The sequence below is a fragment of the Citrobacter sp. JUb117 genome, from assembly GCF_024809055.1.
GTDB lineage: Bacteria > Pseudomonadota > Gammaproteobacteria > Enterobacterales > Enterobacteriaceae > Citrobacter > Citrobacter gillenii.
The window spans coordinates 569024-587169 of the sequence record NZ_JANUFB010000001.1 but is presented as its reverse complement, the minus strand read 5'-3'; the positions used below and the strand labels follow the sequence as shown (position 1 = coordinate 587169).

Below are 18146 nucleotides of genomic sequence, written 5' to 3'. Positions count from 1 at the left end.
CATAGAACATTATTACTTAATCAATTCCAAATTACCCGGGCTGATTTTACTGACTCAAGCGCGGAAGAACCGGAACGTACACGTAGTACGTGAGGATTCTGAGCACTGCCCAGGTTCGAAATGGCAAGCAAAATAGTCCTAATGGAATAGGCTCTAAGCAGGCTTTTTGCTTTATATCTGATAATCAATCATTACTTCATCATCTGGCTCCATCGCTTGTCGCTTGATCTCCTCCACGGATAACCCTGCATTGCATAACTCGATGAATCGCCAAACGTAATTACGTTGTAATTGACCGCGTTTCAAGCCAAGCCAGACAGTGTTGGCATCGAATAAATGCCGGGTATCAAGACGGGTGAGCGTCCCCTCTTCCTGTTCACCGCTGGATTGCTCTGCCACCAGCCCAATGCCCAGTCCCAGCGCCACATAGGTCTTGATCACATCAGAGTCCTGCGCGCTGAGGATAATATCTGGCAGTAATCCTTTGCGGGCAAATGCCTCATCAATACGTGAACGCCCGGTGATGCCCTGGCGGTAAGTAATAAGCGGCCAGCGAGCAATGGCCTCCAGCGTCAGCGGGGACGTCAGGACTAACGGATGATCGTGAGGTACGAGCAGGCTGTGATGCCAACGAAACCATGGAAAAGCCACCAATAGTGGATCGCTGCTTAACCGCTCGCTGGCAATACCGATATCTGCCCCACCATTTTGCAATAGTGCGTCGATTTCCTGCGGCGTGCCCTGAATTAACTCCAGGCGAACTTCAGGGAAGAGTTCGCGAAACGCTTTAATCACCGCAGGCAGGCTATAACGTGCCTGCGTATGGGTAGTGGCAATCGTCAGCACTCCGGAAGTGTCATTGGTAAACAGATCGGCAAGTCGGCGAACATTGCTGGCTTCATTGAGAATACGTTCAGCGATAACCAGCAGGGCTTTACCCGGTTCGGTCATACCAAGTAGGCGTTTACCACGGCGGATAAATATTTCGATACCCAGTTCATCTTCAAGCTCGCGAATATGGCGGCTTACCCCCGATTGCGAGGTATAAAGGATATTCGCGACCTCCGTCAGGTTGTAATCCTGACGTGCCGCTTCACGGATGATTTTAAGTTGCTGGAAATTCACTCTACACTCCGGATACATCAGACATTACGCTATTGTTAAAGTCTGATGACCGGCATAACAAATAATAAAAACCTGCATCTTATTCCTGCACGGAATAAGGTTTAACTCACTAACTGCAGTTCACGGTTTTCCAGTGCCGGGCTACCGACAAGCGACAACAGGATCTCTTTCACCGCCTGAGCCTGAGGCGATAAACTCCCCCTGGCCGACACGTTCAACGATAACGGCAAACTCATCGATGGGGTGGTAATACGCGCCATCCAGCCATTTGCCGCATTGCAGAGTGAACGAGCAGCGGACTCCGGTAAAACAGTCACCCCCATGCCACTGGCAATTGCTGCGGTTAAGGTGGAAATAGACTCAATTTCCCCAATCACTTTGGCCGTTAAACGGCGTAATGAAAATGCTTCATCTACACGTAAACGCACCGCGCTGTAATCCCGGGGAAGAAACAGATTCATCTGGGCTACAGCGGCTAAATCAACACTTTGCCCTGGACAATCTCGTGTGCCGACAAGGAAAAGATCCTCTTTTAGCAATGGCTGGCTAGTAATACCTGCGATCGGAGAACGTTCGTAGAGTACGGCCATGTCGAGCTGACCACTGAGCAACTTTTCGTTTAGCGCCGCTCCACTGTTCTCATGCAGGTAGATCAACACCTCTGGCAGTTCGGCGCGCACGGTCTGTAATAACGGCATGGTGATAGATGACGCTGCCGTCCCGGGGGCAAGGCCAATAGACACCTGGCCGCTCAAGGTCTGTCCGATATTACTGACGGCAAGCTGCGCCTGCTCGCACTGCCGCAAAATCGTGCGGGCGTGGGTATAAAGCACCTTTCCAGCGTCAGTCGGTGTCACTCCGCGCTTAGTACGAATCAGCAACTGTTGATCCAGTTCGCCTTCCAGCGTAGCAACCTGTTGGCTCAACGCGGGTTGCGCAATATGCAACACTTCCGCTGCCTGGGTCAGGCTACCAATATCGACGATTTTTACGAAATATTTCAGCCGTCTGAAGTTCATTTTGCCTCCTGTCGGAATACCAGAACCCGTGCTGGCAGTCATGTTCATCAGGTTTGCAAAATGCTTGCCAGTTTCGAGTGAGTACGGGCCGAAGCGCTCAGTGCCCGTAAAACAAGGCCTGGAGGTCAATGATAAATATTCTTTACCCTGGCAGCAGTCTTTTCCTCTGCCCCACCGCATGCTGTGGCGCACCAGAATAGGGCAACAATCTAAAAAGCGGGAAAGATCGCCGCTTTGTTGGTTTTGTCAGCAAACAAACTCGCAATTGCATTTACCCCTTTGACAACACCCGCGCCCCTCGCTAATATGCGCCTCGTTCACACGATTCCTCTGTAGTTCAGTCGGTAGAACGGCGGACTGTTAATCCGTATGTCACTGGTTCGAGTCCAGTCAGAGGAGCCAAATTTAAGAAGCCTGCTTAGGAAACTAAGCAGGCTTTTTGTTTTTCTACTTTCTCTTTCGTCCTATTTGTCATCTTACTCCGTTGTAACAGATAAAATCGTTTTCTCTTCCCGCCTGTCGCGGTAGTCTCATCACAGTCGCTAATATATCGACTGCAATGTGCGTAACCTTATTCCAATACTAATAACAAAAAATCAGTACAGACAGGATAGCTATGGATTCCACCCTCATCTCCGCGAGTCCTCAGGAGGACTCCTCTTTACATCATCGCGATCGCGCTCGACGTGCCGCACTGGGCAGCTTCGCCGGTGCCGTGGTCGATTGGTATGATTTTCTGCTGTATGGCATCACCGCCGCGTTAGTCTTTAACCGCGAGTTTTTCCCGCAAGTCAGCCCGGCGATGGGCACGCTTGCGGCCTTTGCCACCTTTGGTGTCGGATTTTTATTCCGCCCATTAGGCGGAGTTATCTTCGGTCACTTCGGCGATCGTCTTGGCCGCAAACGTATGCTGATGCTTACCGTCTGGGTGATGGGTATTGCCACGGCGTTGATTGGCATCATCCCCTCTTTTGACACTATCGGTTGGTGGGCTCCAGTACTGCTGGTAACACTACGCGCCATTCAGGGATTTGCCGTCGGCGGTGAATGGGGCGGCGCGGCGTTACTTTCTGTCGAAAGCGCGCCAAAAAATAAAAAAGCCTTCTACAGCAGCGGCGTGCAGGTGGGTTATGGCGTTGGTCTATTGCTCTCGACCGGATTGGTTTCGCTGATCAGTTCGCAAACAACCGATGAGCAGTTCCTGAGTTGGGGCTGGCGCATCCCATTCCTGTTCAGCATCGTGCTGGTACTTGGTGCATTATGGATGCGTAACCGCATGGATGAATCAGCTGAGTTCGAGCAGCAAAAACAGGAACCTCTGCCCGAGAAAAAGCGGCTGCCGGTCGTTGAGGCGTTAATCCGCCATCCGGGCGCGTTTTTAAAGATAATCGCCCTGCGCCTGTGTGAGCTGCTGACCATGTATATCGTCACCGCGTTTGCACTCAACTATTCCACGCAAAATCTGGGTCTACCGCGCGAGCTATTTCTGAATATCGGTCTGTTAGTTGGTGGGTTGAGCTGTCTGACCATCCCCTGTTTCGCCTGGCTTGCTGACCGCTTCGGCCGCCGACGGGTCTACATTACCGGCGCTCTGGTCGGCACGCTCTGTGCCTTTCCGTTCTTTATGGCCCTTGAGGCACAGTCTATCTTTTGGATTGTATTCTTCGCCATTATGCTGGCAAACATCGCCCACGACATGGTGGTCTGCGTGCAACAGCCAATGTTTACCGGGTTGTTTGGCGCCAGTTACCGTTACAGCGGTGCTGGCGTTGGCTATCAGGTAGCCAGCGTCGTTGGCGGCGGCTTTACCCCGTTTATTGCCGCGGCACTGGTGACCTTCTCGGGCGGAAACTGGCACAGCGTAGCCATATACCTGATGGCGGGGTGTCTTATTTCTGCCGCGACCGCAATTCTGATGAAAGATAAACCGCACGGCTAAGCCGTTCTGCGAGGGCCGTTCGGCCTTCGCAGATTCTTCCTTAACGTCTGACTTTTGTTTCACATTCCTGTGACATACTATCGGGAGAGCAGCACATCTGTGGAACAAGGAGACAGACATGAACAATAAGGGCTCCAGCCTGACCCCGGCTCAGGCACTGGATAAACTGGACGCATTGTATGAGCAATCGGTTAAGGCTCTGCGTAGCGCCATTGGCAAGTACATTGAAACCGGGACGCTTCCTGACATCATCGCCCGAGATAAAGGTCTTTTTGTTTACCCTTCACTTTCTGTGACCTGGGATGGCAGCGCAACGAATCCTCCAAAAACACGCGCCTATGGCCGTTTTACCCATGCTGGCTGCTATACCACGACCATTACTCGCCCGTCTCTGTTCCGACCTTATCTTGAAGAACAGCTCACCCTGCTGTACCAGGATTACGATGCGCATATCTCTGTCGAACCGTCCCAGCACGAGATCCCCTACCCCTACGTGATAGACGGTTCTGAGTTGACGCTCGACCGCTCCATGAGCGCCGGATTAACGCGCCATTTCCCCACTACCGAACTGTCGCAGATTGGCGATGAAACCGCGGATGGAACATTTCACCCGGCAGAATTTTCTCCCCTGTCGCACTTCGACGCCCGACGCGTTGATTTTTCACTTGCACGCCTGCGCCATTACACCGGCACACCGGTAGAACATTTTCAGCCCTTCGTACTGTTCACCAACTACACTCGCTATGTCGATGAGTTTGTGCGCTGGGGCTGTAGCCAGATCCTCGACCCGGACAGTCCGTATATTGCGCTGTCATGCGCAGGTGGAATTTGGATTACCGCAGAAACTGAGGCACCGGAAGAGGCTATTTCCGATCTTGCCTGGAAGAAGCACCAGATGCCCGCCTGGCATTTAATCACCGCCGACGGTCAGGGGATCACGCTGGTGAATATCGGCGTTGGCCCGTCAAACGCCAAAACCATTTGCGATCACCTGGCGGTCCTGCGTCCTGACGTCTGGCTAATGATTGGGCACTGTGGCGGCCTGCGTGAGAGCCAGGCCATTGGTGATTACGTTCTCGCCCACGCCTACCTACGCGACGACCACGTGCTGGATGCCGTACTGCCGCCAGATATTCCGATTCCGAGCATCGCCGAAGTCCAGCGCGCGCTGTATGACGCGACCAAAGAGGTCAGCGGCATGCCCGGTGAAGAGGTCAAACAGCGACTGCGTACCGGCACCGTCGTCACCACTGACGACCGTAACTGGGAGCTACGCTATTCTGCCTCTGCGCTGCGTTTTAACCTCAGTCGTGCCGTCGCTATCGATATGGAGAGCGCCACGATTGCCGCGCAGGGTTACCGTTTCCGCGTACCTTACGGCACCCTGCTTTGCGTCTCCGATAAACCGCTGCACGGAGAGATTAAGCTGCCAGGCCAGGCCAACCGTTTTTATGAAGGTGCAATTTCCGAGCATCTGCAAATCGGTATTCGGGCAATCGATCGGCTTCGCGCCGAAGGCGATCGCCTGCATTCCCGCAAACTACGTACGTTCAACGAACCGCCGTTCCGTTAAGGCCTGAAGGTAACTATGCATAACTCAACGCCCCTTTCCGCCCTGCGCAATCTCCTGTTAGCACAGGGACTGGATGGTATGATTGTTCCACGCGCCGATGCTCATCAGAGTGAGGATTGCACACCACACGACAATAAACTGGCCTGGCTTACCGGCTTTAGCGGCTCAGCCGGTCTGGCACTGGTGCTTCGCGATCGCGCATTGATGTTTGTCGATGGACGTTACCAGGTCCAGGTCCGTAACGAAGTCTCCCTGGACGATTTCGAGATTCATCATTTACACGACGAGCCGCTGGCCGATTATTTGCAGACGCATGTGCCAGCAGGTACCCGCATTGGCTTTGAGCCTCTGCTGATGGTCAACAGCCAGTTTGAGGCGCTTTCGGCCACTCATTGCGAACTGGTCGCGCTGGAAACCGACCCCTTCGATACAGTTTGGCTCGACCGTCCGGCTGCCCCCTGCGGCATCATCCGCGAAATGCCCATTGAGATCAGCGGCGAAAGCAGTGCGCAGAAACGCGCACGGATCGTCGAGCAACTTGCTCAGCATCAGGCTGACTTTCTGGCAATCACCCTGCCCGATAACATCGCCTGGCTGCTCAATGTGCGCGGTTCAGATCTCAATATGGTTCCGGTGCCTTTTTCGTTTGCCTTGCTGCATCGCAGTGGTGAACTGGAGTGGTTCGTGGATGCCAACAAAACGCAGCAGTTACCCGAAGCGCTACTGAACGCATTAACGATTTCGCCACAAGAGGATTTTCTGTCTCGCTGCCAGCAACTTGCCCACGGGAAACGCTTCCTGGTCGATAAAGACTATGCACCAGTTGCACTGCGATTCGCCATTGAACAGCACGGCGGCGAACTCCTCTGGGCACCCGATCCCATAACGCTTATCAAAGCACATAAAAATGACACAGAACTGGCGGGTTATCGCGAATGTCATGAGCAGGATGGTGCCGCTTGGGTGAACTTCCTCGCCTGGCTGGCGCATGAAGTCCCCTTACGTGAGGCGGCGGGTAATCCGGTAACCGAACTGGAAGCCCAGGAAAAACAGTTGGCGTTTCGCCAGCAGCAGCCTGGGTTTATTGAACAAAGTTTTGGTACGATCTCAGCATCAGCCAGCAATGCGGCAATGTGTCATTATCATTCCAGCGAAAAAACCAATACCCCCATCACCTCTCAGGCGATGTATTTAAATGATTCTGGTGGTCAGTATCAGAACGGCACTACGGATACAACGCGCACCCTCGCCTTTGGCCCGCAGGATCCACAGCGTCGACTGCATTACACTGCGGTGCTGAAAGGCTTTTTATCGCTGATCACGTTGCAATTCCCGAGCGGTACTCAGGGGCATCAACTGGATGCGTTTAGCCGTCGGGCACTTTGGGCGCTGGGCCTGGATTACGATCATGGCACCGGCCACGGTGTCGGACATCAGTTGTTGATCCACGAGCAGCCGCACCGCATTGCGAAGAAAGTGAATCCCTGGCCTCTGGTTGCGGGCAACATTATCACCATCGAACCAGGATATTATCTGGCCGGACAATACGGTATCCGCATTGAGAATCAGGTGGAAATTATCGACAGTCGCCCTGGCTTTTGCCGCTTCTCCACGTTGACGCTGGTGCCTATTGATTTGAATCTGGTTGAGTTGCATCTGCTGAGCGAGAGCGAAAAGCAGTGGATTGATGATTACCATCAGCAAGTCAGAGAAACCTTGTCACCGCGCGTAAACAGTGATGCTCGTCCATGGCTATTTGCTGCCACCGCGCCGAATCGTGTTCAGGCCAATTAATGCATTAAAAAAGGCAGCCCGCAGGCTGCCTTAGTTCTCCCCAACATCTTACGGCTTAACTGTTACGGATGTATTCATCCATTTCAGTTTTCAGGTTATCGGACTTGGTGCCGAAAATAGCCTGAACACCAGAACCCGCAACCACCACGCCTGCTGCACCCAGTTTCTTCAGGCCAGCCTGATCCACTTTGGCGACGTCAGCCACGCTGACACGCAGACGCGTAATGCACGCATCGAGGTTAGTGATGTTTTCTTTTCCGCCGAAAGCAGCAACCAAGGCCGGAGCCATTTCACCCGTTGCGCCCGCTTTGCTGTCTTCAGTCGCGTCTTCACGACCCGGGGTTTTCAGGTCCAGCGCTTTGATCAGCACACGGAAGATGGTGTAGTAGGCGATAGCATAGCCAGCACCGACAATTGGGAACAGCCACAGTTTACTGCTGTTACCGGACAGAACGATAAAGTCGATCAGACCATGAGAGAACGACGTACCGTCACGCATACCCAGCAGGATACAGATCGGGAATGCCAGGCCTGCCAGAATCGCGTGGATGATGTACAGGATCGGCGCCACGAACATGAAGGAGAACTCGATCGGCTCGGTAATACCGGTCAGGAACGAGGTCAGCGCCGCGGAGATCATGATACCGCCCACTTTCGCGCGGTTTTCTGGTTTTGCAGAATGCCAGATAGCAATAGCGGCAGCCGGCAGACCGTACATTTTGAACAGGAAGCCACCAGACAGCATGCCCGCAGTCGGGTCACCCGCCATATAGCGAGGGATATCGCCGTGGAACACCTGGCCCGCAGCGTTGGTGTATTCGCCAATCTGCATCTGGAATGGAACGTTCCAGATATGGTGCAGACCAAACGGTACCAGGCAGCGTTCAATGAAGCCGTAGATACCGAACGCCACAACCGGGTTCTGGTATGCAGCCCATTGGGAGAATGTCTGGATAGCAGTACCGATCGGCGGCCAAATAAAGGACAGGACCACACCCGTAAAGATGGCAGCCAGACCAGAAATAATTGGAACGAAGCGCTTACCGGCAAAGAAGCCAAGATACTCAGGCAGTTTGATACGGTAGAAACGGTTGAACATATACGCTGCTATCGCACCGGAGATAATCCCCCCGAGAACACCCGTATCAGCAAGGTGTTTAGCTGCGATCTCTTCAGCAGGTAAATGCAGAACCAGCGGCGCAACCACAGCCATGGTCTTGACCATGATGCCGTAGGCAACCACTGAAGCCAGTGCGGAAACACCGTCATTGTTGGTGAAGCCTAACGCGACACCGATGGCAAAAATCAACGGCATGTTTGCAAAAACAGAACCGCCTGCTTCTGCCATAACGTGCGATACAACGGCTGGCAGCCAGCTGAAGTTAGCGGAACCGACGCCCAGCAGGATACCTGCGATCGGGAGTACGGATACCGGCAGCATCAGCGATTTACCGACCTTTTGCAGGTTAGCAAATGCATTCTTAAACATAATTAGGAGTGCTCCTGAGTATTTGTGCTTATACACTTCATCCTTCAAACCGCCTCAGTGTTGGCTGCGCTCGTTCATCCCAGTCACTTACTTAAGTAAGCTCCTGCAATTCACTCACTTGCCGCCTTGATGCTGCTTGAATGATTTTGCGTATTCTACGTTCTCACGCATTGGCGAGGGGGGAGAACCTCGCCGTGAACAGGGCATCTAAGTACCCTTTATTTATTACACAGAGTAAAATAATTCAGCTTATTTTTGTTTGACGGCTATCACAATTCAGCTGTGGATAGCCGTAAAATTCGCACAATCCGATAAAATGAGTATCTGAATGTGTCTAACTGGTTATTCACCGCCCATTTTATGGCGGTGAACTTTACTCGGTTTACTTATTAATTACGAGCTTTAAAAAAACTCAATTAACGGATAGATTGCAGGCGAGAAGCGTTGATGTGAAACAGGCGGGCAAAGTTATCAGTGGTGATTTGCGCCAGTTCTTCAACGGCAACACCTTTCAATACGGCCATATACTCTGCGACATCACGAACCATGGCGGGCTGGTTCTCTTTACCACGATGCGGTACCGGCGCAAGGTACGGAGAGTCAGTCTCAACTAACAAGCGATCCAAAGGAACATAGCGCGCGGCGTCGCGTAACTGTTCGGCGTTACGGAACGTGACGATGCCGGAAAAAGAGATATAGAATCCGAGATCCAGCAATTTGCCCGCAGTTTCCCTGTCCTCTGTAAAACAGTGTAGTACGCCGCCACAATCCGTCACGTTTTCTTCTCGCAGAATCGATAGCGTATCGGCTCGCGCATCACGGGTATGGACGATCACTGGTTTTTGCAGTTCGCGGCCAATCTGAATGTGATGAATGAACGACTCCTGCTGACGCACTTTGGTTTCCGGGGTGTAGAAATAGTCCAGCCCGGTTTCCCCCATCGCCACCACGCCGTCTTCCGCGGCAAAGCGACGCAGGTCTTCTACATCATAGGTTTCATCCTGATTTAACGGATGTACACCGCAGGAGAACACCACATTATCGCGCTCGCCGACCAGGTCGCGCATATTGCGGTATCCGGGTAAGGTGGTCGCTACGGCAAGACAAAACTTCACATCACGCGCTGCCGCTTTCGCCAGCACGTCATCCACGTCCTTATGCAGAGATTGATAATCCAGGCCATCAAGATGGCAGTGTGAGTCGACTAAAAACATAATGTCTCTCTCAAAGATGGGGAACAGGCAGTACAGTGCCTGGTTGCAGGTAATGCTCAATACGCAGGATAAGATCGGTTAATACCAGTTCACGATTTACGCCCGTCACGTTGAGCAGTTGCTGACGGCAGTGGCACACATCACCCAGCATCGCCTGAATCTGCGCCACGGAGAACCGTTCAGCAATGGATGAAATCAACGCCAGTACATCAGGGTTAGTTAAATGGGCAGCACCATACGGACGTTTGAGCGCATCCGTAAACAGCGTTGCCAGCCAGTGTAAGCGAGCTGCAGCTTGTTCATGGTTGAGCGCCGCCAGCAGCTGATACCAGTCGCCGGAATGCAAGGTGTTCGCCAGTGCCGCGCAAAAATCGCTACGGTGCGCCCAGCTTTCTGCCTGAAGCAACATGAGTGCCGCCCCAGGAGACCCGGCGCTCAGGCGTAGTGCGCTAAGAAGTGCATCCTGCGGGGCAGTCACTTCGCGGGCCAACCAGGAAACCGCATACGATTCCTCCGGGGGAGCAAGGTGATGCAATCGACAACGGCTACGTAATGTGGCAAGTAAGCGTGCCGGCTCGGTAGTAGCCAGGAAAAACCACGTTTGCGCCGGCGGCTCTTCTAACGTCTTTAGCAGAGCATTGGCTGCCGCATCCGTTAACTGGGCAGCATCGGGGATCCACACCACTTTGGCACCGCCCAGACGCGAATGTTCGTACAGCTTTTCAGTGACTTCACGTACCGCGTCAACACCCAGCGTGCTCTTTCCTTTTTCCGGCAGCAGAGAATAATAGTCAGGATGCGTTCCTGCCTGCATCAACTGGCAACCACGGCAATGTCCGCAGCTTTTATGCCCTTCCGGCTGCTGGCACATCAGATAGCGGCTAAGGGCGTAAATCAGCGCGTCGTCACCCATACCGGGTAACGCCTGAATCAGTAACGCATGGTGACCGCGACCCGCCTGGTAACTGGCGACAAGTTTTTCAAAATCGGGTCGTAACCATGGATACCATTTCATGCGCCCTGCTCCTGTACCCAGTGGGTAATGGTGCTACGGATATCATTCATGACAGCTTCAAGCGGCTGCGTGGCATCTATGGTACGGATACTGGGATCTATCGCCGCCAGTTCCAGATAGCGGGCACGGGTGCGATTAAAGAAGTCAAAAGACTCCTGTTCAATGCGGTCCAGCTCACCACGAGCACGGGCACGCTTTAAACCCACTTCAGGCGTCACATCCAGATAGAGCGTCAGGTCCGGGCGAAAATCACCGAGTACCGCATCACGCAGAGTGGCCAGCATCGTTTGGTCGATGCCACGGCCACCGCCCTGATAGGCCTGGGTCGACAGATCGTGACGGTCGCCAATCACCCAGGCACCTTTTGCCAACGCAGGCTTAATGACGGTTTCGACCAGCTGAACACGTGCGGCGTAGAACATCAGCACTTCCGCTTTATCGGTAATCACTTCGTCACCGACCGACTTGATGTCCAGCACCAGGCTTCTTAATTTCTCTGCCAGCTGGGTCCCACCTGGCTCGCGGGTAAACACCATGTCGCGGATACCGAGTTGCTCAAGTGTCTCCACCACTACATCCCGCGCGGTAGTTTTTCCGGCGCCTTCCAGGCCCTCGATGACGATATAATTACTGCCCATTTTTTTCCTTAAGCACTTTCAGATAATCCTGCACAGATCGGTTGTGGCTGGCAAGATTGGTATTAAACGTGTGACCACCTTTACCGTCAGCCACGAAATAGAGATACGGTGTTTTTGCCGGATGCGCGGCGGCCTGCAATGAGGCTTCGCCCGGCATAGCAATCGGGCCTGGCGGCAGCCCGGTAATGGTGTAGGTGTTATACGCAGTCGGCGTTTCCAGGTCGGCGCGCGACAATTTACCATTATACCGTGTGCCCATCCCGTAAATCACGGTCGGATCGGTCTGTAAGCGCATGCCAATACGTAAACGGTTTATAAACACCGAGGCCACCTGATCGCGCTCGCTGGCGACAGCGGTTTCTTTTTCAATAATAGAGGCCATGGTCACCAGCTGATTTTTGTCGGTATACGGTAGACCTTCGGCACGCCCTTCCCAGGCAGTATCAACAGCTTTGACCATTTTCTGGTGTGCACGCTTCAGCAGCGCCACATCCGAGGTGTTGGCGGTATACATCCAGGTATCCGGCCAGAACCAGCCTTCCACCCATTCCGGGTTCTCCAGCTTCAGCGCCTCGGCAACGGTAGCGTAGTTGTCGTCGCTCAATGTGTGCTTGATATAGGGCGCATCGCGCAGCTGTTTAAGGTAATCACTCAGGCGCATGCCCTCAACCAGACGTAATGGGAACTGTGCTTCTTTTCCGCTTTCCAGCAGTTGCAACATTTCCCGTACAGTCATATCAGGCGTCAACCGGTAGGTCCCGGCTTTAAAATGCGAAAGGTCGGGTTCAATACGCAGTAACCACTGGAATACGCGTGGACGATTAATCACCTTATCTGCATACAGCTGCTCACCCAGAGCCAGACGACCCGTGCCCGCTTTCAGCGTAAAAATCGTTTCATCTTTAATCAATAATTTACTGTCCGCCAGATGGCGAACTTTCCACATTCCCACACCCGTGGCAATGCCCAGCACAACCAGCAATAAAACAACAACGCGTAACAATTTTTTCATGACTAATTTGGGTGCTCACAAAGTGGGGCTAAAAAATCGAATAACAAACGTGAAGACAACATCCTGTCACCACAGGCACGCACGGGAACCACCGGCATTAATGCATTACAGACAACCATCTCATCCGCCTGCATCACGTCCTCTTCCCGCGCATACACGTCGACAATCTTGAACGGTGATTGTGCCAGCATCCGCATACAGAATTGTCGCATAATGCCGTTCACGCCAGCCTGATCCAGTCGAGGAGTATAAACGACATCGTCTTTACGCCAGAACACATTAGCCGCACAGCATTCCGTAACCCATCCCTCACTGTCAAGAACCAGCGCTTCATCGGCGTCTGTCTGCTCAAGATGAGAACGAATCAGCACCTGCTCCAGTCGGTTCAAGTGTTTAATTCCGGCAAGCATCGGATTGCGCCCCAGACGCACAGGACTTACAGCCAGAACAATCCCATCGTTCTGCCAACAAGCGTAATGTGTGGGAAAGGCAGAAGTAGAGAGAATACGCGTAGGCGAATGACAGTTCGCGCCACTATAGCCCCTGCCCCCGCTACCACGACTGATGATCACTTTCAGTACACCACGTGTATGCCCGACCGCCAGCATTTGCATTTCATCTTGCAGTTCTGACCACTTATCGAAGGGGATCAGCAATTTTTTGCATGCGTCGTCTAAACGCTGGAGATGCGCCGAAAGAAAACACACATTACCATCGACAATTCGCGCAGTGGTAAAACATCCGTCACCAAACTGCGTCGCACGATCGCTTGCAACCAACGTGCCCTGCTCACGGCCATTAATTAAGAACATGGTGGCTCCTTATTCGTGGTCAGCTAGTTTGGCAGGATGCCAAAGCCAGGACAAGGTCGAAAAATCGAATAAAAAAAGGCCCGCAAGCGGACCTTTTTTATGACGCCAGGTAAGTTACCTGCGGGACTTAGATCTTTTTAAAGATCACCGAACCGTTAGTACCACCAAAGCCGAAGGAGTTACAAAGAGCATATTCCATGCCGCTGACCTGACGTGCTTCGTGCGGAACAAAGTCCAGGTCACAACCTTCATCCGGGTTATCCAGGTTGATGGTTGGTGGAACCGCCTGATCGCGCAGCGCCAGAATAGAGAAAATAGACTCTACCGCGCCCGCCGCACCCAACAGGTGTCCGGTCATGGATTTGGTCGAACTGACCATCACGCTACGTGCCGCATCACCAAAGACAGATTTCACTGCCTGAGTTTCCGCTTTATCGCCTGCTGGTGTAGACGTGCCATGTGCGTTGACATAGGCAATCTGACCGGGTTCGATAGCCGCGTCACGTAATGCGTTGACCATCGCCAGTGCAGCACCCGCGCCGTTTTCCGGCGGCGAAGTCATATGGTAAGCATCGCTGCTCATCCCAAAACCGACCACTTCAGCGTAAATTTTTGCACCACGCGCTTTTGCATGCTCGTACTCTTCCAGTACCACCATACCAGCGCCGTCGCCCAGCACAAAACCGTCACGCTCTTTGTCCCACGGACGGCTTGCCGCTTGCGGGTTATCATTACGCGTAGACAGCGCACGTGCTGCGCCAAAACCACCCACACCCAGCGGTGTACTGGCTTTTTCAGCACCACCCGCAACCATCGCGTCTGCGTCGCCGTATGCAATGATACGCGCGGCATGACCGATGTTATGCACGCCTGAAGTGCAGGCGGTAGCGATGGAGATGCTTGGCCCTTGCAGGCCGTACATGATGGTCAAGTGACCGGCCACCATGTTAACAATCGTCGACGGAACGAAGAATGGACTGATCTTACGTGGTCCACCGTTTACCAGCGAGGTATGGTTTTCTTCGATAAGACCGAGACCACCAATACCGGAGCCAATAGCGGCGCCAACACGGTGAGCGTTCTCTTCCGTAATTTCGAGACCAGAATCCTGCATGGCCTGAACGCCAGCGACAATTCCATATTGAATGAAGGCATCCATCTTGCGCTGTTCTTTGCGCGAGATAATGTCATCACAGTTAAAATCCTTTACTAAGCCAGCAAATTTCGTTGCATAGGCGCTAGTATCGAAATGGTCGATCAGGCTGATGCCACTCTGACCGGCAAGGAGAGCTTTCCAGGTAGACTCTACGGTATTGCCGACAGGAGACAACATGCCCAGTCCGGTCACAACTACACGACGCTTAGACACGGTTGTCCTCCAGGGAGGGAAAATAATTCAAGTGGGATAAAAAGATAAAACTCAGGCGGTCGAATGACCGCCTGGAGATGTTCACTTACGCCTGGTGACCGTTGATGTAATCAATGGCAGCCTGAACGGTAGTGATTTTCTCAGCTTCTTCGTCCGGAATCTCAGTATCAAACTCTTCTTCCAGAGCCATTACCAGCTCAACGGTGTCAAGAGAATCTGCGCCCAGGTCTTCAACGAAGGAAGCATTGTTGGTTACTTCTTCCTGCTTAACGCCCAGCTGTTCGCCGATAATTTTCTTAACGCGTTCTTCGATAGTGCTCATACTCTTAAATTTCCTATCAAAACTCGCTTTCGCGATGGTTTTCGTAGTGTATAAAATGTTGAAAAATTTGCAACTAAATCCCGGCAGGTCTTACCACGATTTTGCGTTATTTTGAGGGCATTCACCCTAATAACGCAAATTTTTTTATCTCGTGGTTAAACCATGTACATCCCGCCGTTGACATGCAAAGTCTCACCTGTGATGTAACTTGCTTCGTCAGAAGCTAAAAATGCAACCGCATTGGCGATTTCATTTGGGGAGCCAAGGCGCCCCGCAGGAACTGCCGCCAGCGTACCCGCACGCTGCTCATCAGTCAGCGCACGCGTCATGTCCGTTTCAATAAAGCCCGGAGCAACAACGTTTACAGTAATGCCACGAGACGCAACTTCACGCGCCAGTGATTTACTGAAGCCGATCAAACCCGCTTTCGCCGCAGCGTAGTTGGCCTGACCCGCATTTCCCATGGTACCAACCACAGAACCAATAGTGATAATACGACCATGACGCTTTTTCATCATAGCGCGCATTACCGCTTTTGACAGACGGAAAACAGATGACAGGTTGGTTTCGATGATATCGTTCCACTCGTCATCTTTCATGCGCATTAACAGGTTATCACGAGTAATCCCGGCATTATTAACCAGAATATCGACTTCCCCAAATTCTGCGCGAATATTTCCCAGAACAGATTCGATAGATGCAGGATCGGTCACATTCAACACCAGACCTTTACCATTTGCACCTAAGTAATCGCTAATGGCCTGCGCACCGCTTTCGCTGGTTGCAGTGCCGATCACTTTCGCGCCACGGGCAACGAGTGTTTCAGCAATTGCGCGGCCAATGCCACGGCTTGCACCGGTAACCAGCGCGATTTTTCCTTCAAAACTCATGGTTTTCCTCTTTTATTGCGCAAGCGCCGCAGTCAGCGCCGCCGGCTCATTCAATGCCGAAGCAGTCAGGGTATCAACAATACGTTTTGTCAGACCCGTGAGGACTTTACCCGGCCCCACTTCATACAGATGCTCTACGCCCTGGGACGCCATAAACTCGACGGTTTTGGTCCACTGAACCGGGCTGTACAGTTGGCGAACCAGCGCATCGCGTATCGCGTCTGCGTGGGTTTCGCACTTCACATCGACATTGTTCACAACCGGAACGGTCGGTGCGGTAAAAGTAATCTTCTGCAGTTCAACGGCCAGTTTTTCTGCTGCTGGTTTCATCAACGCGCAGTGAGACGGCACGCTAACCGGCAGCGGCAGAGCACGTTTCGCACCTGCGGCTTTACATGCTGCACCTGCACGCTCTACGGCTTCTTTATGCCCGGCAATCACCACCTGGCCCGGTGAGTTAAAGTTAACCGGTGATACAACCTGACCTTCTGCTGACTCTTCACAGGCTTTCGCGATGGACGCATCGTCCAGGCCGATGATAGCAGACATGCCGCCCGTACCTTCCGGCACCGCTTCCTGCATGAATTTGCCACGCAGTTCAACCAGGCGTACGGCATCAGCAAAGTTGATGACACCCGCGCATACCAACGCTGAGTATTCACCCAGGCTATGCCCGGCCATCAGCGCAGGCGTTGCACCACCCTGCTGCTGCCACACGCGGTACAATGCAACAGAGGCCGTTAACAGCGCTGGCTGCGTTTGCCAGGTTTTATTCAGTTCTTCTGCTGGTCCCTGCTGGGTAAGTGCCCACAGATCATAGCCCAGCGCAGCTGAAGCTTCAGCAAAAGTTTCTTCAACAATGGGGTAGGCTGCAGCCATTTCAGACAACATCCCAACGGTTTGAGATCCCTGACCCGGGAACACAAATGCAAATTGCGTCATGTTAAAATCCTTATACTAGAAACGAACCAGCGCCGAGCCCCAGGTGAATCCACCCCCGAAGGCCTCAAGCAATATCAGCTGACCGGCTTTAATTCGCCCGTCGCGGACGGCTTCGTCCAACGCACATGGAACGGAAGCGGCTGACGTATTGCCATGTCTGTCCAGCGTAACCACGACATTATCCATCGACATGCCCAGCTTTTTCGCCGTCGCGCTGATAATGCGCAAGTTTGCCTGGTGCGGTACCAACCAGTCCAGGGCAGAACGGTCGAGATTATTCGCTGCCAGCGTTTCATCAACGATGTGTGCAAGCTCGGTAACCGCCACTTTAAAGACTTCGTTACCCGCCATGGTCAGATGAATCGGGTTCTCCGGATTCACACGATCGGCATTCGGCAGTGTCAACAGTTCGCCATAGCGACCATCAGCATGCAAATGAGTGGAGAGAATGCCTGGCTCTTCTGAGGCACTCAGTACCACCGCGCCAGCACCATCACCAAAAATAATGATCGTCCCGCGATCGGTCGGATCACAAGTACGCGCCAGCACATCAGACCCGATCACCAGCGCGTGCTTCACTGCGCCGGACTTAACGTACAGGTCAGCCACGCTCAGGGCATAAGTAAAACCGGCGCAGGCAGCCGCGACGTCAAACGCCGGGCAGCCTTTAATTTCCAGCATACTTTGGATCTGGCACGCCGCACTCGGAAAAGCGTGCGTTGATGATGTGGTCGCAACCACAATCAGACCAATTTGATCTTTATCAATGCCAGCCATTTCAAGTGCGCGGTTTGCGGCGGCAAAGCCCATCGTCGCAACGGTTTCATTGGGCGCGGCAATATGGCGTTCACGGATACCTGTACGAGTGACAATCCACTCATCAGATGTCTCGACCATTTTTTCCAAATCGGCGTTAGTACGCACTTGTTCAGGCAGATAGCTGCCAGTACCAATAATCTTCGTATACATGTACGCTCAGTCACTTTTTGGTTA

16 protein-coding genes and 1 tRNA gene are annotated in these 18146 nt (G+C 52.8%); 4 read left to right on the top strand and 13 right to left on the bottom strand.

From position 1 onward, the window contains the following. Positions 1–171: 171 nt before the first annotated feature. Positions 172–1125, bottom strand: a complete 954-nt coding sequence (cbl, locus tag M2374_RS02785) for an HTH-type transcriptional regulator Cbl (protein ID WP_115258849.1) — start codon at positions 1123–1125, stop codon at positions 172–174. Between the two features lie 101 nt (positions 1126–1226). Beyond that, positions 1227–2144 carry a nitrogen assimilation transcriptional regulator NAC gene (gene nac, locus M2374_RS02780; RefSeq protein WP_115258850.1) on the bottom strand — a complete coding sequence of 306 codons (918 nt, stop codon included), beginning with the start codon at positions 2142–2144 and terminating at the stop codon, positions 1227–1229. 326 nt (positions 2145–2470) lie between these two features. Here nac and M2374_RS02775 point away from each other — a divergent pair. The 4 genes from M2374_RS02775 (at position 2471) to M2374_RS02760 (ending at position 7450) form a co-directional block, all read left to right on the top strand. Next, positions 2471–2546: transfer RNA gene (locus M2374_RS02775), tRNA-Asn, on the top strand. A gap of 214 nt (positions 2547–2760) precedes the next feature. After that, positions 2761–4083, top strand: coding sequence for a shikimate transporter (shiA, locus tag M2374_RS02770; protein ID WP_096757535.1), 1323 nt, complete (start codon positions 2761–2763; stop codon positions 4081–4083). 118 nt (positions 4084–4201) lie between these two features. Further along, on the top strand, positions 4202–5656 hold the full coding sequence (locus M2374_RS02765) for an AMP nucleosidase (protein WP_115258852.1): 1455 nt from the start codon (positions 4202–4204) through the stop codon (positions 5654–5656). A gap of 15 nt (positions 5657–5671) precedes the next feature. Continuing rightward, positions 5672–7450 (top strand): aminopeptidase P family protein, encoded by a 1779-nt coding sequence (locus M2374_RS02760; protein ID WP_181688276.1) that lies wholly within the window; start codon positions 5672–5674, stop codon positions 7448–7450. Between the two features lie 55 nt (positions 7451–7505). Here the strand turns inward: M2374_RS02760 and ptsG are convergent, their stop codons facing one another. The 11 genes from ptsG to fabH form a co-directional block, all read right to left on the bottom strand. After that, positions 7506–8939 carry a PTS glucose transporter subunit IIBC gene (gene ptsG / locus M2374_RS02755; RefSeq protein ID WP_096757538.1) on the bottom strand — a complete coding sequence of 478 codons (1434 nt, stop codon included), beginning with the start codon at positions 8937–8939 and terminating at the stop codon, positions 7506–7508. A 416-nt stretch (positions 8940–9355) separates the two neighbouring features. Next, complete coding sequence (locus M2374_RS02750) at positions 9356–10153, bottom strand: metal-dependent hydrolase (protein WP_135912250.1); 798 nt, start codon at positions 10151–10153, stop codon at positions 9356–9358. A 10-nt stretch (positions 10154–10163) separates the two neighbouring features. Next, positions 10164–11168: a DNA polymerase III subunit delta' gene (holB, locus tag M2374_RS02745; RefSeq protein ID WP_181595604.1), complete on the bottom strand. Its 1005-nt coding sequence runs from the start codon at positions 11166–11168 to the stop codon at positions 10164–10166. Beyond that, positions 11165–11806 carry a dTMP kinase gene (gene tmk / locus M2374_RS02740; RefSeq protein ID WP_115258856.1) on the bottom strand — a complete coding sequence of 214 codons (642 nt, stop codon included), beginning with the start codon at positions 11804–11806 and terminating at the stop codon, positions 11165–11167. Before tmk ends, holB begins: the two co-directional genes overlap by 4 nt. Beyond that, complete coding sequence (gene yceG / locus M2374_RS02735; protein ID WP_115258857.1) at positions 11796–12818, bottom strand: cell division protein YceG; 1023 nt, start codon at positions 12816–12818, stop codon at positions 11796–11798. Before yceG ends, tmk begins: the two co-directional genes overlap by 11 nt. A gap of 2 nt (positions 12819–12820) precedes the next feature. Next, on the bottom strand, positions 12821–13630 hold the full coding sequence (pabC, locus tag M2374_RS02730; protein ID WP_135912251.1) for an aminodeoxychorismate lyase: 810 nt from the start codon (positions 13628–13630) through the stop codon (positions 12821–12823). Between the two features lie 127 nt (positions 13631–13757). Further along, the gene (fabF, locus tag M2374_RS02725) at positions 13758–14999 is read right to left on the bottom strand and encodes a beta-ketoacyl-ACP synthase II (RefSeq protein ID WP_115258859.1); all 1242 of its coding nucleotides are present in this window, start codon (positions 14997–14999) and stop codon (positions 13758–13760) included. An 85-nt stretch (positions 15000–15084) separates the two neighbouring features. After that, positions 15085–15321 carry an acyl carrier protein gene (acpP, locus tag M2374_RS02720; RefSeq protein WP_000103754.1) on the bottom strand — a complete coding sequence of 79 codons (237 nt, stop codon included), beginning with the start codon at positions 15319–15321 and terminating at the stop codon, positions 15085–15087. A 155-nt stretch (positions 15322–15476) separates the two neighbouring features. After that, a complete protein-coding gene (fabG, locus tag M2374_RS02715; protein WP_096757545.1) occupies positions 15477–16211 on the bottom strand; it encodes a 3-oxoacyl-ACP reductase FabG in 735 nt (244 codons plus the stop codon). A 12-nt stretch (positions 16212–16223) separates the two neighbouring features. Then, a complete protein-coding gene (gene fabD, locus M2374_RS02710) occupies positions 16224–17153 on the bottom strand; it encodes an ACP S-malonyltransferase (RefSeq protein ID WP_117341767.1) in 930 nt (309 codons plus the stop codon). Between the two features lie 15 nt (positions 17154–17168). Further along, positions 17169–18122, bottom strand: a complete 954-nt coding sequence (gene fabH, locus M2374_RS02705; RefSeq protein ID WP_096757547.1) for a beta-ketoacyl-ACP synthase III — start codon at positions 18120–18122, stop codon at positions 17169–17171. Positions 18123–18146: the final 24 nt, after the last annotated feature.